This is a genomic window from Phocaeicola sp. RTP21198st1_B8_RTP21198_201120 (assembly GCF_040929485.1).
Classification (GTDB): Bacteria; Bacteroidota; Bacteroidia; order Bacteroidales; family Bacteroidaceae; genus Phocaeicola; species Phocaeicola dorei.
Genome location: NZ_JBCOCI010000001.1, coordinates 114,608 through 133,053, shown reverse-complemented (window position 1 = coordinate 133,053; position 18,446 = coordinate 114,608). Strand labels below are relative to the sequence as shown.

Here is an 18,446-nt window from a genome sequence, read left to right as displayed (position 1 = left end):
TATGTTAAGGGAAATTACGAACTTTGTAAGGATTTTGCCTCCTAATAATATGAGAAGAATTCTTTTACTTATATGCCTTTTTGTTATTTTGGTAACACCTGCCGTTGCTCAACTATACCAGTATCTGGATACTCAGAATGGTTTGAGCAGCCGTAGAGTTCTATCTATACGAAAAGATAAAAAAGGCTATATGTGGTTTCTCACTCACGAAGGAATAGACAGGTATAACGGAAAACAATACACACACTATAGCTTAACAGCCAATGGAAAACTACTGAACTTTTTTCCCAACTTGAACACTTTGCAGATAGATACGGCAGGAGTGGTTTGGGAGATAGGAAAAACCGGTCATCTATTCAAATACAATTCTCTACAAGACAAATTTGAACTAGTTTGCGATTTTGCCAGTAAGGACAAAAGCAACAGCGGGCTGCCACTCACCGCTTCATTTCTTGACTCCAAAGACAATAATATATTGCTTTGCACCAAAAACAAACAATATCTTTTCGACATAGATACCCATGAACTTATTCAACTGGAAAGTCCTATCAAGGAAGAAATCACATATATTGCGAAATCTACGAACAATCAATATTTTCTAGCCTCCAGCCACAAGATTTACTGTGCAAGACTGAATCATGGGCGATTAGAAGTAATCAAGCATCCGGAACTGGATAATTTCCATATAGTAAACTACATCTATTTTCATCCGGAAACCCAAATGTTAGTAATAGGTACCTTATTGGATGGTATTTATCTATACAATATCCATAGCCGCCAACTGATTGATGTACACAACGGACTACAAGACATTAATGTCAACTCTATCATAGCAAGTAAAGAAAATGAAAACGAGGTGTTAATAGCAACTAACGGCGCAGGCGTATATAAATTAAACTTGGGCACTTACGAATTGACAAATTTTCTAAATGCCGACCACAACCATTCCAACAAAATGAACGGTAATATCATTAATGATATCTATATTGATGATGATCAAAAATTATGGATGGCAGTCTATCCTATAGGCATCACTGTATATTCCGAGAAATATCCCGGATATCAATGGATACAGCACTCTTATGACAACCCTAACTCACTGATAGATAATCAAGTGAATTATATATTGGAAGATTCTGAAGGAGACATTTGGTATGCAACCAATAATGGCGTATGTTGCTACAGTCCTTCTACCAAACAATGGACGAATTTATTATCAACTTATCAGCATGACACGCCTAATCAGAATCATGTATTTATCTCTATATGTGAATCCCGACCGGGAGTTATTTTAGTAGGTGGATATATGTCGGGAATGTACAAAATAGATAAGAAAAACATGACCACACAATATTTTATTCCCCAAACATTGAATGATGACACCGTAAAACCGGATAAATATATTCGTTGTATTTATAAGGATTGGGATAATCTGATTTGGGCCGGAGGATATTACAACTTGAAAAGTTACGATCTGGATACAAAGGAAATGCATTGTTACAATATGGACTTCCCTATCACCTATATCACCAATAAGGACGCCCATAATTTATGGATAGGAACTATCAATGGATTGTATCAGTTCAATAAGGTCAATCAAGAGCTCAAAGCGGTGAATCTAGACTCCGAGCTAGGCTGTATAAATACTATTTATCAAAGTAAAAAGAACATCACTTTTATTGGTACACATGGTTCCGGTATGTGGATTTACAATAATTATACAGAAAAAGTAACTAATTACCATATCAATAATTCAGCTCTGATATCTAATAATATTCATTGCATACTGCCTGCTCTGGAAGACGATTTAATCATTAGTACAGAAAAAGGGTTGACCCGTTTCAAAACAAAAGAAAAAATATTCTCTAACTGGACAAAAGAACAAGGCTTGATGTCTACCAGCTTTAACCAAGCTGCCGGAGTACATACACGCGATAAAAAATTTATCTTCGGATGTGGAGACGGAGCCATTGAACTGGCAGATACTGTCACGCTGCCTCATCAATTTAAATCCAAAATGGTATTTGACAATTTCCGACTGCTCTACCAGAAAGTAATGCCTGGTGAAAAAGGTTCCCCCTTAAAAGAAGAAATTGATGATACCCGGCACATCATACTGAATTACGACCAGAATATTTTTTCACTGGATGTGTCTTCCATTAATTATGATAATCCCTCCAACATAGTCTATTCTTGGAAACTGGAAGGATTTTATGATGAATGGACTTCACTCACGAATGATAACCGCATACGTTACACTAACATCAGTCCCGGTAAATATAAATTAAGAGTGAGAGCCATCCTGATGGATGACCACCATTTGTTAGAAGAACGTTCACTTTTCATTACCATAACCCCACCTTGGTGGGCTACTTTTTGGGCAGGAATTCTTTATCTGATCATTTTTATACTGGTCGGAGTAATTGTTTTGCGTTATTTGTGGCTTAGGAAAGACAGAAACAATTCAAAAGAAAAAATCCGGTTCTTTATCAACACGGCACATGATATACGTACACCGCTGACTTTGATAAAAGCTCCTTTGGGAGAGATCCTTAAAAACGAAAACCTATCCGAACAGGGAAGAATCAATATCAACCTAGCTATACAAAATACGGACAACCTGTCTGAGTTAGCCAGTAATCTGATTAATTTTGAAAAAGAGGAACTATATACCTCCACTGTATATGTATCCCGATACGAATTGAACAATTATATCAAAAACTATTTGGAACAGTTCAATTTATATGCTCGCAAAAGACAGATAAATATAATATTTGAAACTAATTTTGAAAGCCAGGAAGTATGGCTGGACAGAAATAAGATGGATTCCATCATCCGTAACCTGATGACAAATGCCTTGAAATATACCTGTCAAGGGGGCAATGTCACTGTACAAACTCAGAAAAATAAAAGTCATTGGTTCATCACTATTACAGATACAGGAATCGGAATCCCTGCCAATGAACAAAAGAAAATGTTCAAAAGCCTCTTCAGAGGAAATAATGCCATCAATCTGCAAATCACAGGAAGCGGCATCGGTATGCTGCTTACCTACAAACTGATCAAAAGCCATGCCGGCAAAATATCAATGAGCAGTATAGAAAATGTAGGAACTACCTTCAAACTGGCATTCCCTATCAAAAGCCGGAAATACAACTACCGTATATTCAAAAAAGCTGATGTAATTGATCCTCTGCCTGTTATCGAAGGCAATCCGGAAGAACTGGTGAAAGAGATCAAAAACAAGCCAGCCAAAACACATGCCGCTTCCATTCTGATAGTGGAAGATAATATGGAATTGCGTACTTTCCTGTTGCATACGCTATCGGAAGACTATAATGTTTCTGATGTAGGAAATGGGCAAGAAGCACTGGATTTTATCAAGGAACGACAACCGGATCTGATATTGTCGGATGTAATGATGCCTATCATGAATGGAGACAAAATGTGCAATATATTGAAAAATAATATTGAAACCAGTCATATACCTATCATATTGCTGACCGCATTGAACGATAAAGAAAGTATCATCAAGGGTTTACAGACCAAAGCCGATAAATATATAGTCAAACCATTTGACATGGAAGTACTGAAAGCAAATATAGCCAATGTTCTGGCGAACAGGGAAATCATGAAAAAGCGTTTCTCACAATTCAAATTCAATGCAGACGAGGTTTCAGATGATCCGACGATCAGTTTGGAACAAGAATTTCTTTTAAAAGCCACCAACATCATAAAAAGTAGTATAAACAAAGAAATGAACGTAGAAAACCTATGTGATGCAATGAATATGAGCCGGAGTAGTTTATACAATAAAATAAAGGCTTTAACCAATGATTCGCCCAGTGATTTTATACGTAAAGTACGTATGAACGAGGCTAGCATTTTATTAAAAAGCAAACGTTATACTGTATCCGAAGTTTCGGATATGATGGGATTCAGTGATCCCAAATATTTTACGGATACATTTAAGAAATACTACAGAGTTCCACCAAGCACTTATATGAAACAAAATTAAAAAAATGAATTTCTATTTACAATCATTTCTTATCTTCTTAAAGATAGGACTATTTACCATTGGCGGAGGATATGCCATGGTTCCCCTAATTCAAGATGAAATAGTGGACAAACGAAAATGGATTGACAAAGAGGATTTTATTGATTTATTAGCCCTCGCTCAGTCTGTACCTGGAATATTTGCTGTAAATATTGCCATATTTATCGGATATAAATTGCGTAATTTCCGTGGAGCATTGGCAATGGCTTTAGGCACAATACTCCCCTCTTTCTTTATTATGTTGGCAATTGCCTTATTCTTTCAACAGTTCAAACAATACCAAATTGTAGAGAATATATTCAAGGGAATCCGTCCGGCAGTAGTAGCCCTTATTGCAGCTCCAACTTTCTCCATGGCAAAATCGGCCAAGATAAACCGTTACACTATCTGGATACCAATAGTATCCGCATTACTTATCTGGGTATTGGACGTATCCCCTGTCTACATTATCATAATAGCGGGCGTGGGGGGTTTTATATATGGCAAGTACAAACATAAATATTCATCCAAATGATTTTTCTATATTTATTCTATACATTCTGTAAAATAGGTCTCTTCGGTTTCGGAGGAGGCTATGCCATGTTGTCCATGATACAAGGAGAAGTAGTAACAAGATATAATTGGGTCAGTGCCAGCGAATTTACAGATATCATCGCTATCAGCCAGATGACACCAGGCCCCATTGGTATCAACTCTGCTACTTATGTGGGATATACTGCAGTATTGAATGCAGGCTACAATGAAAACTGGGCCATATTCGGTTCTTGTATAGCTACTTTTGCTGTAGTTTTTCCATCATTCATATTAATGGTAATCATCAGCCGGTTCTTCTTGAAATACCAAAAGCATCCGGTTGTAGAAGCCGTATTCAAAGGGTTGCGTCCGGCAGTGGTAGGTCTGCTGGCAGCGGCTGCACTCGTCTTGATGAATGCTGAAAACTTCAGTAGCTATCAAATAGATTTGTATCAATTTATCATCAGTATAATTATTTTTCTAGTAACCTTTATAGGTACACGGAAATACAAAATTAATCCTATATTAATGATTATACTTTGCGGAGTGGCAGGATTCCTGCTTTACTAAAAATAGGAAGATTATGGGAAATCATCAAAAAAAACAAATAAGCCTACTGATCTGTTTATATATCAGTATAATATTGCCACTATATGCCAATGATTTCCTGTTTACTTCCATCAATACTTCACACGGATTAAGCGACAACCAGATAAGATATATCCTACAACTACCTGACGGAAGAATGGTGTTTACTACTAATGGCAACATCAATTTATATGATGGTATACATTTCAGTTATCTGCATCGGACGGATAAAAATGTATATCCTTTAAAACAATATGACGGGTTCTACCGCATTTATCAAAGTGGAGACTCCCTACTTTGGGTGAAAGACTATCACAAACTAATGGGAATCAATCTCTACAAAGAGGAATATATCCGAGATTTAGAATCTTATTTCCAAAATAAAAATATACCGGAACCGATAGAAAATCTTTTTGCCGACTGTGCAGGACACATTTGGATACTGACAGACCATAAATTACAAGAATTACAAACCGGAATCCATATAACTTTATCCCCCAATGATACCCGCCAACTACAAGATCTAAATACGGAGAATGATTCACTTTACCTGTTCTATAATACGGGAGAAGTAGATTGTTATGACATGACAAGCAGAAAACGACTATACAGTGCTGCTGCCTATGCGGAAACCGAGCAACAATACTTTGCCCGAACCTCCTTGGTTGTCAAAGCTCCAAACAGCTTTTACCAATTACGCAACGGATATAAAGGTGGTTTGTTCTGTTTCAACACATGCCAACGGACATGGAAAAAGATACTTGAAGAAAACTATGCACTTAATACTTTAATCATCACCCCCGACAATCAAAAAGCGTATATAACCTGTGTACATGGTTTTTGGATACTGGATCTTACTAAGGAAAAACTGCAATATATTCCTATTTTGGAAACTAAAAACGGACAACGACTCTCAACAGAAATCAGCACTATATTCCAAGACCGACAAGGAGGATTATGGATTGGAACTCTCAACCGAGGATTACTATATTACCATCCGTCCATGCATAAACTTACCCAAATAAACCGTAACAATTTTCCAGTTGCTCCTGAAAAAGATATTGCAGTAGAAAGTTTTGCCGAAGACAATAAAGGAATGATCTATCTGAAAGAACATACTCATATTTACCGCTTGTCCACTGAAAAAGATGGAACACGCACCCTTATCTCCGAACATAATTCATCTATCCCTGCCGAAGTAAAAAAGAAATTCAACAGAGGAACAGAAACTGCCTTTTTCAAGGGAAAAACATATACGGCCCTATGTACTGACACACGAGGCTGGACTTGGGCAGGGACAGCAGATGGTCTGGAACTTTTTATACCGGACGAGCAAACCCCACGCATTTTTTATCGTGAAAATGGATTAAGTAATAACTTTGTACAAGGCATTATTGAAGATGATCACAATGATATCTGGGTAACTACAAGCAATGGAATCTCACGTATCCACATCAATCAGAAAAATAAAGAACCATACTTCACCAATTTCAATCAACAGGATGGCGCATTAGAAGGGGAATATCTAACAAAGGCTGTTTTCAAAGCATCGGACGGTACACTTTACTTCGGTGGCATAGACGGATTCAATATCTTCAATCCTGATAATGAATCAATCACTCCGGAACTCCCCTATTCCCCAGTGTTCACTTGTTTGCGGCTATACGGCAAAAAGATAAAACTTCCCCAAGCCAGCCCTTATACAAAAGAAATAGAACTGGGCTACAATCAGAATTTCCTCACTTTCGAATTCTCTGCTTTGAACTATATCAATAGTGAACGCACCTATTATCGTTATCAATTAGAAGGTATTGATAAAAACTGGATGAATGTTTTCACCAGCAAACCAGGCAATACCACAGCAGGTAATGGTATGCTTCAAGCGTCCTATACTAATTTACCTCCCGGAGAATACACATTCAAAGTTATGGCATCCGATACCCCTCTCCAGTGGAATGGAAAAATAACCGTTATAAAACTCACCATCCATGCCCCTTGGTGGAAAACAACCACCGCTTATACTATTTACCTGCTCATTTTACTATTTATTACAGTAGGAAGTATCCGTCTTTACATATGTTGGACCCGAAAAAAAATAGAGCGTCGGCATAAAGAGGAAATTCTACTACTCCGCATCCGCAACCTGATAGAGCAATGCAACAATTACGAAGCCGAACAAAAAGCACGTCTGGAAAAGAACGGCACAGCAACCTCCACTTGCTTTGAAAACGACAAGCAACCGGATCATCCTAAAACAACCAATACCGAATCCGCTTTTTTAGCACGGGCTATAGAACAGGTAGAAAAGAATATGCATGTCATCGGTTATTCAGTAGAACAGCTAAGTCGAGACCTTTGCATGGAAAGAACAGGACTTTATCGCAAACTAGTAAATTTATTAGATCAGTCTCCCAGCCTTTTCATCCGTAACATCCGTTTACAACGAGCTGCGCAACTACTTACTGAAAACGAACTCAGTATTGCAGAAATAGCAGAACGCACAGGCTTCAGCAGTTCCAGCTATCTAAGTAAGTGCTTCCAAGAAATGTATGGATGCCGCCCCTCCGAATACGCCAGAAAAACAAAGAAATCAACCTGATTATTATTGGATTCAACCTCATTGTTGCCTATTTAAAGCTTTTCGCCTTACCTTTGTAACAGTACAAAACACTAAAATACTATGAATATGAATTTTATTAAAAAAATGACTCTAACCCTAATTGGAACAACTATCATTGCAACAAATGGCATCGCACAGAGTGTACAACACACCACACAAGGAATAACGTATACTACACAAGAAATAGATGTCAAAGTAGAATTTTACTCTCCCACCATTGTCCGTATTTATAAAACCCCCATTAAGAAACCTTATAAAAAAGAAAGTCTGGTCATTATCAAAACACCGGAAACCACCTCTGTAACTTTCGGTGAGAAAGGGAAAAATGTAACACTCAGCAGCAATGTTATACAAGTAGAAGTAAATCCTGAAACCGGAGGTATCCGTTTTTCCGACAAAGAAGGAAAATTATTACTGACTGATAAAGATTATGGTACCCAATTCACCCCCTTCGATGACGCCGGCGTTCCATCATATAATGTTCGTCAAGCTTTCTTACTGGACAAAGATGAAGTGATTTACGGACTAGGACAGCAACAAACAGGAAAAGTGAACCAACGGAATCAGAAACTATTTCTCCGTAACCAAAACATGAGCATTTGCATTCCGTTTATTCATTCAATAAAAGGATATGCCCTTTATTGGGACAATTACTCCCCCACCACTTTTGTAGACAATCCACAAGAAATGTCTTTTGACTCGGAAGTAGGTGATTGTGCAGATTATTATTTCATTTACGGCGGCAATGCAGATAAAGTAATAGCCAATGTACGCGAACTGACTGGACAGGCTCCTCTCTATCCGCTTTGGGCACTAGGATTCTGGCAATGTCGCGAACGTTATAAAAGCCCGGATGAATTATGCGAAGTTGTAGATAAGTACCGTAAACTGAAAGTCCCTCTGGATGGCATTATACAGGATTGGCAATATTGGGGATGCGACTCTAACTGGAATGCCATGAAGTTCCAAAATCCCCGTTACATCAACAAAATGGGCGATAAAGAATATATGAAATATCTTCCAAACGGAGAAGATAAAAGCGCACGTTACGGTACTCCAAGAATCAAAACTCCCAAAGAAATGATTGACTATGTGCACAAACAAAATGCACATATCATGATCTCCGTATGGGCTTCTTTCGGCCCTTGGACTGAAATGTATCAAAAAATGGACAGTCTGAAAGCACTTCTTCAATTTGATACTTGGCCCAACAATGCCGGAGTCAGGCCATACGACCCTTATAATCCTGTTGCACGTGATCTCTATTGGTCAGAGATGAAAAAGAACATATTCGATCTGGGCATGGACGGTTGGTGGCTGGACTCTACTGAACCCGATCACATGAATCTGAAGGACCAGGATTTTAATACTCTCACCTATTTGGGAACTTTCCGCAGAGTACATAATGCTTTCCCGTTAATGTCCAATAAAGGAGTATATGAACATCAACGAGCTACTACTTCGGACAAACGAGTATTCCTACTCACTCGTTCTTCTTTCCTAGGACAGCAACGCTATGCTTCTCATTCGTGGAGCGGAGATGTAGTTTCTACCTGGGAAGTCATGCGCAAACAATTAGCAGCCGGATTGAATTACTCATTATGTGGCATTCCCTATTGGAATACAGATTTGGGAGGATTCTTTGCCTGGAAATACAATAATAATGTAAACAACATAGCTTATCACGAGTTACATGTCCGCTGGTATCAATGGGGAGTGTTTCAACCCATTATGCGCTCACACAATTCTAGTCCGGTAGCAGTCGAAATATACCAATTCGGCCAAAAAGGCGACTGGGCCTATGATGCGTTAGAAAAATATACTCACCTGCGTTATCGTCTGCTACCTTATCTTTATAGCACTTCCTGGGAGGTAACCAGCAAAGCAGGCAGCTTTATCCGCCCATTAATGATGGATTTCCCGAAAGATCCCAAAGTACTTGATATGGATACCGAATATATGTTCGGACATAATTTCCTAGTACGTCCCGTTACAGACTCGCTTTATACATGGCAAGACAAAAATCAGAACGGTTACTTAAAAGATTTAAAAAAGATTGGAAATACAGAGGTATATTTACCTAAAGGAGCAAACTGGACAGACTTTTGGACCGGGCAAACTTTGGAAGGCGGGCAAACGATCCAACGGGAAGTACCCATTGATATTATGCCTATTTATGTACGTGCGGGATCTATCCTTCCTTGGGGACCAGCAGTGCAATATTCTACAGAAAAGAAGTGGGATAATCTGACGATTCGCATCTATCCGGGTGCTGATGCGGAATTTACCCTTTATGAAGATGAATTTGATAATTATAATTATGAAAAAGGTGCTTACACAACCATCCTGATGAAATGGGATGACAAAGAGCGCACACTGACTATTAACGAGCGAAAAGGCAACTACAAAGGTATGCTGAAAAACCGCAAATTCAACATCATACTTGTTGAACCGGGGAAAGGATGTGGAGATAAGGATAGCCCCACCTTTGACCAATCTATTTCCTATAAAGGGAAACAAGTCAATGTGAAATTATAAATACATTCCCCGTTGGTAAAGCTTCTTAAGTTTCATAACACAATCTGAAAAAAATCAATTTTGCCAACGGGACTTTATATATGACGGAAATAAATTCAAGAGATCAATAGAATTTATATCACTACTTGATATATTTATTGCAGATACTTTTTATCACTGATTAGAGAAAGCCATAAGATGGATGCAGATGTTATAACCTTTTTTCATTGATCTCAACATAAACAATATCGTACTCGGAAGATATGGCAGCATACAAATCAACTGCCACTACCCTAGAATTCTTTATTCATCGATATTACATGAATAAATACCCAGGCAGTGGCAGTAGAAATAAAATCTAAAAGAAACACTCCCGCTTCTTACAGTTTCACTTTCTTTTTAGTACCTTTCGACTCATTGTGCAAACGATCCAACGCTGTCACCACATACTGGTACTTCGTTTTTCCATCGTTATAAGGTAATGGATAAAAATGATCACGGGTAATGGCTACAATATGGGAAGCATCATCCAAATTGACTTTTTGTTTTTTATCAAAGCGATAAACCACATACTGTACAGCTTTGTCCATCTCGTCCTTTGCCTTCGGAGCTGTCCAGAAGAGTACTGGACCTTCATACGTCCATACCATCTTTACCTTCTTTACTTTACCTGGAGCCTTATCGTCCATAAAAGGAGATTCAGGAATCAAAGCCGGATAACGATGATACTCCTTCTCCAACATAGTGCGGTAATTACCGGCGTTATCCACCACTGCTGCAGCATACCATTGACAACTTCCCTGCACGGTAGGAAGCGACCGTTGCAACTTCATTTTGGCAGGCATCTGGTTTTGTAATGGATTACGGGCATCCGCCTTGTTCACCGTACGCATCACATCCTGACCGATAAATAACGGACGCGAAGCGGCATGTTTTGCCCACCAATGTATCAAGTTGTCATAATCGGCAGCAGGATGACCTATTTCCCAATAAATCTGAGGGATATTATAATCTACCCAACCATTATTAATCCACATCAGCACATCTGCATATAAATCATCATAATTCTGAAGACCACGTGTATCACTTCCATTCGGATCATTTTTCTTGTTACGATAGATACCAAAAGGAGAAACACCGAACTTCACCCACGGCTTACACTCGCGCACTGTCTCATGGATTTCCTTTATCAGCACATTCACGTTGTCACGGCGCCAATCGGCTTTATTACTGTATCCGCGACCATATTGCGCAAAACTGACATGATCAGGAAAATCCTCGCCCGGGTTGGGATAAGGATAAAAATAATCATCCATATGAATGGCATCCACATCATAACGAGTAACAATATCGCGCACAATCTTACAAATATATTTTCGGTTTTCGGGCAAAGCCGGATCAAAATAAAGCTGACCAGCATAATTCACGAAACGTTCCGGATTCTTATTATACGGATGAATGGGTGATAAGGCAGTAGTTCCCTTTGTCTTGGCACGGTAAGGGTTAATCCAGGCATGGAACTCCATTCCACGCTTATGGCATTCATCAATCATGAACTGCATCGGGTCCCAATAAGGTGAAGGCACTCTACCCTGCACTCCCGTAAGAAAGCGGCTCCACGGCTCATAAGAAGATTTATACAAGGCATCGGCTTCTGCACGTACCTGAAAAATTATCGCATTAATGCCTGCGCCTTGCAGACTGTTTAGTTGATTTATTAATAGCTGCTGCATCTTCTCTGCCGGCATCCCTTGGAACTGTCCATTCACACACTGAATCCATGCACCGCGGAACTCACGTTTAGGATAACGTGTCTGAGCACTGACAACAGAAGTAAAAAGTAGTGCTATCAATAAAAGAAGAATAGTTTTTGCTCTCATTTTGTTATTCTTGTTTAATACGCTTGCAAAGATAAGAAAACTTATAATTATCTTTGCATATTAAACCAAATTCAATAAAGAATGTCAGAAAGTAACTATATATCCATAAAAGGAGCAAAGGTAAACAACCTCAAAAACATCGATGTCAACATACCACGCAATAAGCTGGTCGTTATCACGGGCCTATCCGGTTCCGGAAAATCATCATTGGCTTTTGATACATTATACGCTGAAGGTCAGCGACGCTATGTAGAAAGCCTATCATCATACGCCCGCCAATTTCTGGGCCGTATGAGCAAACCTGAGTGTGATTTCATTAAAGGTATACCACCCGCTATCGCCATAGAGCAAAAAGTGAACAGCCGCAATCCACGTTCCACCGTGGGGACTTCCACCGAAATATATGAGTATCTGCGACTACTCTATGCACGCGTGGGGAAGACTTATTCTCCCATTAGCGGGCAACTGGTGAAAAAGCATAGTATTGAAGATATTGTAAGCTGTATGCTCTCCTTTCCTAAAGGAACGAAATACACGGTTCTCACTCCTATGATGCCTCGTGAAGGCCGTACACTGCGTCAACAGCTAGAAATGGACTTTAAACAAGGATTCACCCGTGTAGAGGTTAACCGTGAAATAGTTCGTATAGAAGATTTTCTGCAACAAACAGCTGCCGAAGATAAAAGACAAAACATCTATCTGCTGGTAGATCGCATGACAGCCGATGATAGCAAAGACAGTATCAGCCGCCTCACCGATTCTGCCGAAACAGCCATGTACGAGGGAGACGGAAATTGCCTCCTCCGCTTCTACTCTGCTGACGGAAGTACGCAGCTATTCTCTTTCAGCACTAAATTCGAAGCCGACGGAATTAAATTCGAAGAACCGAATGACCAAATGTTTTCATTCAATTCCCCTCTCGGAGCTTGTCCCGAATGCGAAGGCTTCGGTAAAGTGATAGGTATAGATGAACATCTGGTGATTCCAAACCGTGCTCTGAGTGTATATGACGGAGCTGTCCTCTGCTGGCGCGGAGAAAAGATGGGGGAATGGTTACAAGAATTCATTCATGAAGCTCCCGCCCACGATTTTCCCATCTTTGCCCCTTATTATGAACTGACACAGGAACAAAAAGATTATTTATGGCATGGACCTAGAAATAAGGCCTGTATAGATTCTTTCTTCAGAATGCTGGAAGAAAATCAATATAAAATACAATATCGTGTGATGCTGGCACGATACCGGGGAAAAACTATTTGTCCTGTCTGCCATGGAACACGCTTGAAAAAAGAAGCCGGTTATGTAAAAGTAGGTGGAAAATCCATTTCTCAACTGGTTGACTTACCTATTCATGACTTAAAAGAATTCTTCCGCACTCTAGAACTAGATGCACATGATACAGCCATCGCCAAACGGATCTTAACGGAAATTACCAACCGCATCAACTTCCTCATGGATGTAGGTTTGGGATATCTTACACTGAACCGTCTCAGCAACTCACTCTCCGGCGGCGAAAGTCAGCGCATCAATCTGGCCACCTCATTAGGCAGCAGCTTGGTAGGCTCACTCTATATTCTAGACGAACCCAGTATCGGATTACACAGCCGTGACACTGACCGGCTGATAAAAGTACTTCGTCAGTTACAGGAACTGGGAAACACCGTAGTAGTGGTAGAACATGATGAAGAAATAATCCGTGCTGCCGATTATATCATTGATATCGGTCCTCAAGCAGGACGTTTAGGAGGACAGATAGTATATCAAGGCAGCATGAACGATCTTCAAAGAAACAGTAATAGTTATACGGTACGCTATTTGTTGGGAGAAGAAAACATAGAGATCCCCCGATGCCATCGTCCGTGGAACAATTATATAGAAATAAAAGGTGCACGTGAAAACAACCTTAAAGGCATTGACGTAAAATTTCCACTGAATGTAATGACGGTAGTTACGGGGGTCAGCGGTTCGGGAAAGAGTACGTTGGTACGTGATGTCTTTTACAAGGCATTGAAACGCGAATATAGTGAAGCTAGCGAACGGCCGGGTGAGTTCATCTCTTTGGAAGGGGATGTACAGCTAGTGAAAGATATTGAATTTGTAGACCAGAATCCTATCGGAAAATCATCACGCAGCAATCCGGTGACCTATGTAAAAGCATACGACGAAATACGCAAACTCTTTGCCGAACAGCCTCTTGCCAAACAAATGGGATATACTGCCGGATATTTCTCATTCAATACCGAAGGCGGTCGCTGTGAGGAATGTAAAGGTGACGGTACGGTAACCGTTGAAATGCAATTTATGGCAGATTTGGTATTAGAATGTGAATCTTGTCATGGAAAACGTTTCAAGAGCGACACACTGGAAGTAAAATTTCAAGATAAGAACATCTATGATATTCTGGAAATGACAGTGAATCAAGCTATCGAATTCTTCACCGAATACAATCAAAAAAAGATAGTGAAAAAACTAACCCCATTACAAGAAGTGGGATTGGGATATATAAAGTTGGGACAAGCCTCCTCCACTCTTTCCGGTGGCGAGAATCAACGCGTAAAACTAGCCTATTTTCTGAGCATAGAGAAAGCACAACCCACTATTTTTGTATTCGATGAACCAACCACAGGTCTGCATTTTCATGATATCAAGAAACTGCTGGAAGCATTTGAAGCCTTAATCAGCCACGGACATACCATTATCATTATCGAGCATAATATGGATGTGATAAAATGTGCCGACCATGTGATTGACCTAGGGCCCGAAGGAGGAAATATGGGAGGAAATCTGGTAGTTGCGGGCACTCCGGAAGAGGTTGCAGCATGTGCGGCATCTTATACGGGACAGTTTTTGAAGGAAAAACTGGCGATGGATTCTCCTGATTGATTTTTTATTCACCGCTGATTGTCCAAACTGACACAAATTATTAAATATGATTATACGCAATATACCACTAGATGATAAATGGGAATTTAAAAGTGATTTATTCCGTTCTGTAAATTTAGCATTTTGTGGTATGATTGCAGAATCATTTTACTAAAAATCTGTTTTAATGTTTTCCGCATTGTCAATCTAAATCTAAACGAAAATATGAGTAAATTTAGAATTGAATTAATAACCTTATAAATCAACAGAATATGAAAAAACTTTTTTTACTACTCTTGCTGTTCCCTTTCCTATTGGGATGTTCACAAAAAGAGAAAGAATTCACCGTTCTTCAATGGAACATTTGGCAAGAAGGAACTGTAATTCCCGGTGGTTACGACGCTATTGTGAATGAAATAGCCCGTCTTCGTCCGGACTTCGTCACATTGAGCGAAGTACGTAATTACGAAAACACCAATTTCACTGCCCGCCTAGTGCAATCATTAAAGGAAAAAGGAGAAACCTATTATTCCTTCTATACCTATGACACAGGTCTGTTAAGCCGATACCCCATCACTGATTCATTAACCGTTTTCCCCGAAAAGAATGACCACGGCAGTATCTATCGCCTTACAGCCGATATGAACGGACAGAAAATAGCAGTCTACACCGCTCATCTTGATTATTTGGATGACGCCTATTATAATGTACGCGGATATGATGGTTCTACTTGGGAAGAAATCCCTATCCCCACTACCGTAGAAGAAGTATTAAAGAGAAATGTAGCCTCACAACGCGATGACGCCATCAGACTATTCATTGAACAGGCAAAAAAAGATCGTGCAGCCGGCTACACCATCATTTTAGGAGGAGATTTTAATGAACCTTCACATCAAGATTGGACTGAAGAGACCAAAGACCTGTATGACCATCATGGCTTTGTAATCCCCTGGACAGTTCCTGTCCTGTTAGACGAAGCCGGATTGAAAGACGCCTATCGAGAATTCTATCCAGATGTATTAAACTATCCCGGCTTCACTTATCCTTCGGATAATCCGGCAAAGCCCGCCGACAAAATAACCTGGGCTCCCAAAGCAGATGAACGCGACCGTATAGATTACATTTGGTATTATCCCGAAAAGGGGTTGAAAGTGAAAGACGCCGCCATTTTCGGTCCGAAAAATTCTATAGTCCGTGCACAGCGTGTTCAGGAAACATCTAAAGACAAGTTTATAGAACCATTGGGAGTATGGCCTACAGACCATAAAGGAGTACTGGTTACTTTCCAATATCCCGCCAAATAATATCGTTTTTCCCAATATTTCTGTTATCTTTGTCCAATAACCTAATTTATTATCCTATGACCAAATGTACACATAAACAGTTAATGACCGCCTGTATGTTAGCAGGCACATTGATGTTGGGAGCATGTACCGGTACTCCCCCTGTAACAAAAGAGGTATCCATTGTACCCATAACCAACCATCTGGAGGAAACAAACGGTGCTTTTGTATTGAAAAGTAATACCTCCATCGGTGTTATTGACGCCGAACTAATTCCCGCAGCCGAGTATTTGGCCGATATGCTTTCCAGAGCCACAGGCTACGACCTTAAAGTCAAAGAAGGCGAAGGAACCATCACCCTTGCCTTGGGTGATGTTCAAGGAAAAGAAGGAGCTTATACCCTGACAGCCGAGAGCGATAAGGTCAACATTACAGGTAACTCTTACGGAGGTGTCATTGCAGGTATCGAATCACTCAGACAGCTGTTTCCCCCGCAAATAGAATCTAAGGAAATTGTTAAAGGTACAGACTGGGCCATACCGGCCGTTAACATTCAAGATGCCCCCCGCTTTGAATGGAGAGGCATTATGCTGGACGTATCCCGCCATTTCTACACAATAGGTGAGGTGAAAGAATTACTGGATGTCATGGCCCTTTACAAGATGAATAAATTCCACTGGCATCTTACCGACGACCAAGGATGGCGTATTGAAATCAAGAAATATCCTTTACTGACGGAAAAAGGAGCATGGCGCAAATTCAATTCTCATGATCGCGAATGCATACGTCAGTCAAAGACTAATAACAACCCGGATATGGCAATTCCTGAAGACAAGATACGCATCGTAGAAGGTGACACCTTATATGGAGGCTACTACACTCAGGAAGATATCAAGGATGTCATAGCATACGCCAAAATACGAGGCATAGATATTATTCCCGAAATTGATATGCCGGGACACATGCTGGCAGCTGTAAGTAACTATGAAGGTGTTTCCTGTTTTAACGAAACCGGTTGGGGAAGCGTCTTCTCCTCACCTGTTTGTCCGGGGAAAGACTCCGCATTGGAATTCTGCAAGAATGTTTATACAGAACTGACAGCCCTTTTCCCCTATAAGTATGTACATATAGGAGGTGACGAAGTAGAAAAAACTAATTGGAAAAAATGTCCGGACTGTCAGAAACGTATGCATGACAATAATCTGAAAACTGAAGAAGAACTGCAATCATGGTTCATTCATGACATGGAGAGATTCTTTAACGAGAAAGGCAAAGAAATGATAGGCTGGGATGAAATCATTGAAGGCGGATTGTCTAAAACAGCTACCGTAATGTGGTGGCGCAGCTGGGTAAAAGATGCAGCAACCAAGACAACAGCACAAGGCAACCCTGTCATTTTCACTCCTAACGGACAATTTTATTTGGATTATGCAGAAGATAAGAACTCTATGGCAAGTATTTATAATTTGGATACGACAGACAACCTGACCTCCGAGCAGCAGTCGCTGATTTTAGGAGTGCAGGGAAATATTTGGTGCGAATGGATTCCTTCCAACGCACGTATGCAATATATGGCCATTCCACGTTTGCTGGCTATTGCCGAACTAGGTTGGAGCAAACCGGAGCAAAAAGATTGGAGTGCCTTCCAACAACGCCTGTCTGATCAGTTTGAACGTCTCAATATCATGGGTATCAATTACCGTATACCCGATTTGGAAGGCTTTAATGCCGTCAACGCCTTTATCGGTGAAGGAGCCATCAATGTAACTTGCCTTGACCCCACTGCGGAAATTCACGATACCACTGATGGCAGTACTCCTACTTTACAATCTCCCATATATGAAGGTCCCATCAAAGTGACTGAAACCACAGACTTTACTTTCTGCACCTTCCGCCCTAATGGAAAGAAAGGTGACATAGTCAAGACCCGTTTCATCAAAAGTGAATATACTCCCTCTGTAACTGCCGCTCCTTCCAATCCGGGTTTGAAAGCTACATGGCACGAATTTAAAGGAAATAAATGCAGTGAAATAGAAAAAGCTCCGGTCAATGGTACTTATCCAGTGGAAGATGTTATGATTCCTAAAAAAGTAAAAGGAAATATCGGACTGATTATCAAATATTTT

9 protein-coding genes are annotated in these 18,446 nt (G+C 40.0%); 8 read left to right on the top strand and 1 reads right to left on the bottom strand.

Translation table 11 applies throughout. From position 1 onward, the window contains the following. The first annotated feature begins 1 nt into the window (after position 1). From AB5935_RS00480 to AB5935_RS00460, 5 genes are all read left to right on the top strand, one after another. On the top strand, positions 2-4,018 hold the full coding sequence (locus AB5935_RS00480; RefSeq protein ID WP_038612487.1) for a response regulator: 4,017 nt from the start codon (positions 2-4) through the stop codon (positions 4,016-4,018). Positions 4,019-4,022: 4 nt separating this feature from the next. Beyond that, complete coding sequence (locus AB5935_RS00475) at positions 4,023-4,571, top strand: chromate transporter (RefSeq protein ID WP_007831728.1); 549 nt, start codon at positions 4,023-4,025, stop codon at positions 4,569-4,571. Continuing rightward, positions 4,568-5,140, top strand: coding sequence for a chromate transporter (locus tag AB5935_RS00470; RefSeq protein WP_007831726.1), 573 nt, complete (start codon positions 4,568-4,570; stop codon positions 5,138-5,140). The genes AB5935_RS00475 and AB5935_RS00470 overlap by 4 nt, the downstream gene beginning before the upstream one ends. A 13-nt stretch (positions 5,141-5,153) precedes the next feature. Then, the gene (locus tag AB5935_RS00465; protein ID WP_022185720.1) at positions 5,154-7,757 is read left to right on the top strand and encodes a helix-turn-helix domain-containing protein; all 2,604 of its coding nucleotides are present in this window, start codon (positions 5,154-5,156) and stop codon (positions 7,755-7,757) included. A gap of 105 nt (positions 7,758-7,862) precedes the next feature. Next, positions 7,863-10,316 (top strand): glycoside hydrolase family 31 protein, encoded by a 2,454-nt coding sequence (locus AB5935_RS00460; RefSeq protein WP_410523896.1) that lies wholly within the window; start codon positions 7,863-7,865, stop codon positions 10,314-10,316. Positions 10,317-10,675: 359 nt separating this feature from the next. Here the strand turns inward: AB5935_RS00460 and AB5935_RS00455 are convergent, their stop codons facing one another. After that, a complete protein-coding gene (locus AB5935_RS00455; protein ID WP_368327305.1) occupies positions 10,676-12,175 on the bottom strand; it encodes a glycoside hydrolase family 10 protein in 1,500 nt (499 codons plus the stop codon). Positions 12,176-12,256: 81 nt separating this feature from the next. Between AB5935_RS00455 and uvrA the strand changes: the two genes are divergently transcribed. The 3 genes from uvrA to AB5935_RS00440 form a co-directional block, all read left to right on the top strand. Then, complete coding sequence (gene uvrA / locus AB5935_RS00450) at positions 12,257-15,058, top strand: excinuclease ABC subunit UvrA (protein ID WP_234258915.1); 2,802 nt, start codon at positions 12,257-12,259, stop codon at positions 15,056-15,058. Between the two features lie 251 nt (positions 15,059-15,309). Next, positions 15,310-16,341: an endonuclease/exonuclease/phosphatase family protein gene (locus tag AB5935_RS00445; protein WP_005843009.1), complete on the top strand. Its 1,032-nt coding sequence runs from the start codon at positions 15,310-15,312 to the stop codon at positions 16,339-16,341. Between the two features lie 56 nt (positions 16,342-16,397). Beyond that, positions 16,398-18,446 (top strand): beta-N-acetylhexosaminidase (locus AB5935_RS00440; RefSeq protein ID WP_368327304.1); only part of this gene is annotated, 2,049 nt, incomplete at its 3' end.

Excerpts from the sequence above, each read along its gene's own strand:
- AB5935_RS00480 (WP_038612487.1), top strand. The coding sequence starts at position 2 with ATGTTAAGGGAAATTACGAACTTTGTAAGGATTTTGCCTCCTAATAAT.
- AB5935_RS00470 (WP_007831726.1), top strand. The coding sequence starts at position 4,568 with ATGATTTTTCTATATTTATTCTATACATTCTGTAAAATAGGTCTCTTC.
- AB5935_RS00465 (WP_022185720.1), top strand. The coding sequence starts at position 5,154 with ATGGGAAATCATCAAAAAAAACAAATAAGCCTACTGATCTGTTTATAT.
- uvrA (WP_234258915.1), top strand. The coding sequence starts at position 12,257 with ATGTCAGAAAGTAACTATATATCCATAAAAGGAGCAAAGGTAAACAAC.
- AB5935_RS00455 (WP_368327305.1), bottom strand. The coding sequence starts at position 12,175 with ATGAGAGCAAAAACTATTCTTCTTTTATTGATAGCACTACTTTTTACT.
- AB5935_RS00460 (WP_410523896.1), top strand. The coding sequence starts at position 7,863 with ATGACTCTAACCCTAATTGGAACAACTATCATTGCAACAAATGGCATC.
- AB5935_RS00475 (WP_007831728.1), top strand. The coding sequence starts at position 4,023 with ATGAATTTCTATTTACAATCATTTCTTATCTTCTTAAAGATAGGACTA.
- AB5935_RS00445 (WP_005843009.1), top strand. The coding sequence starts at position 15,310 with ATGAAAAAACTTTTTTTACTACTCTTGCTGTTCCCTTTCCTATTGGGA.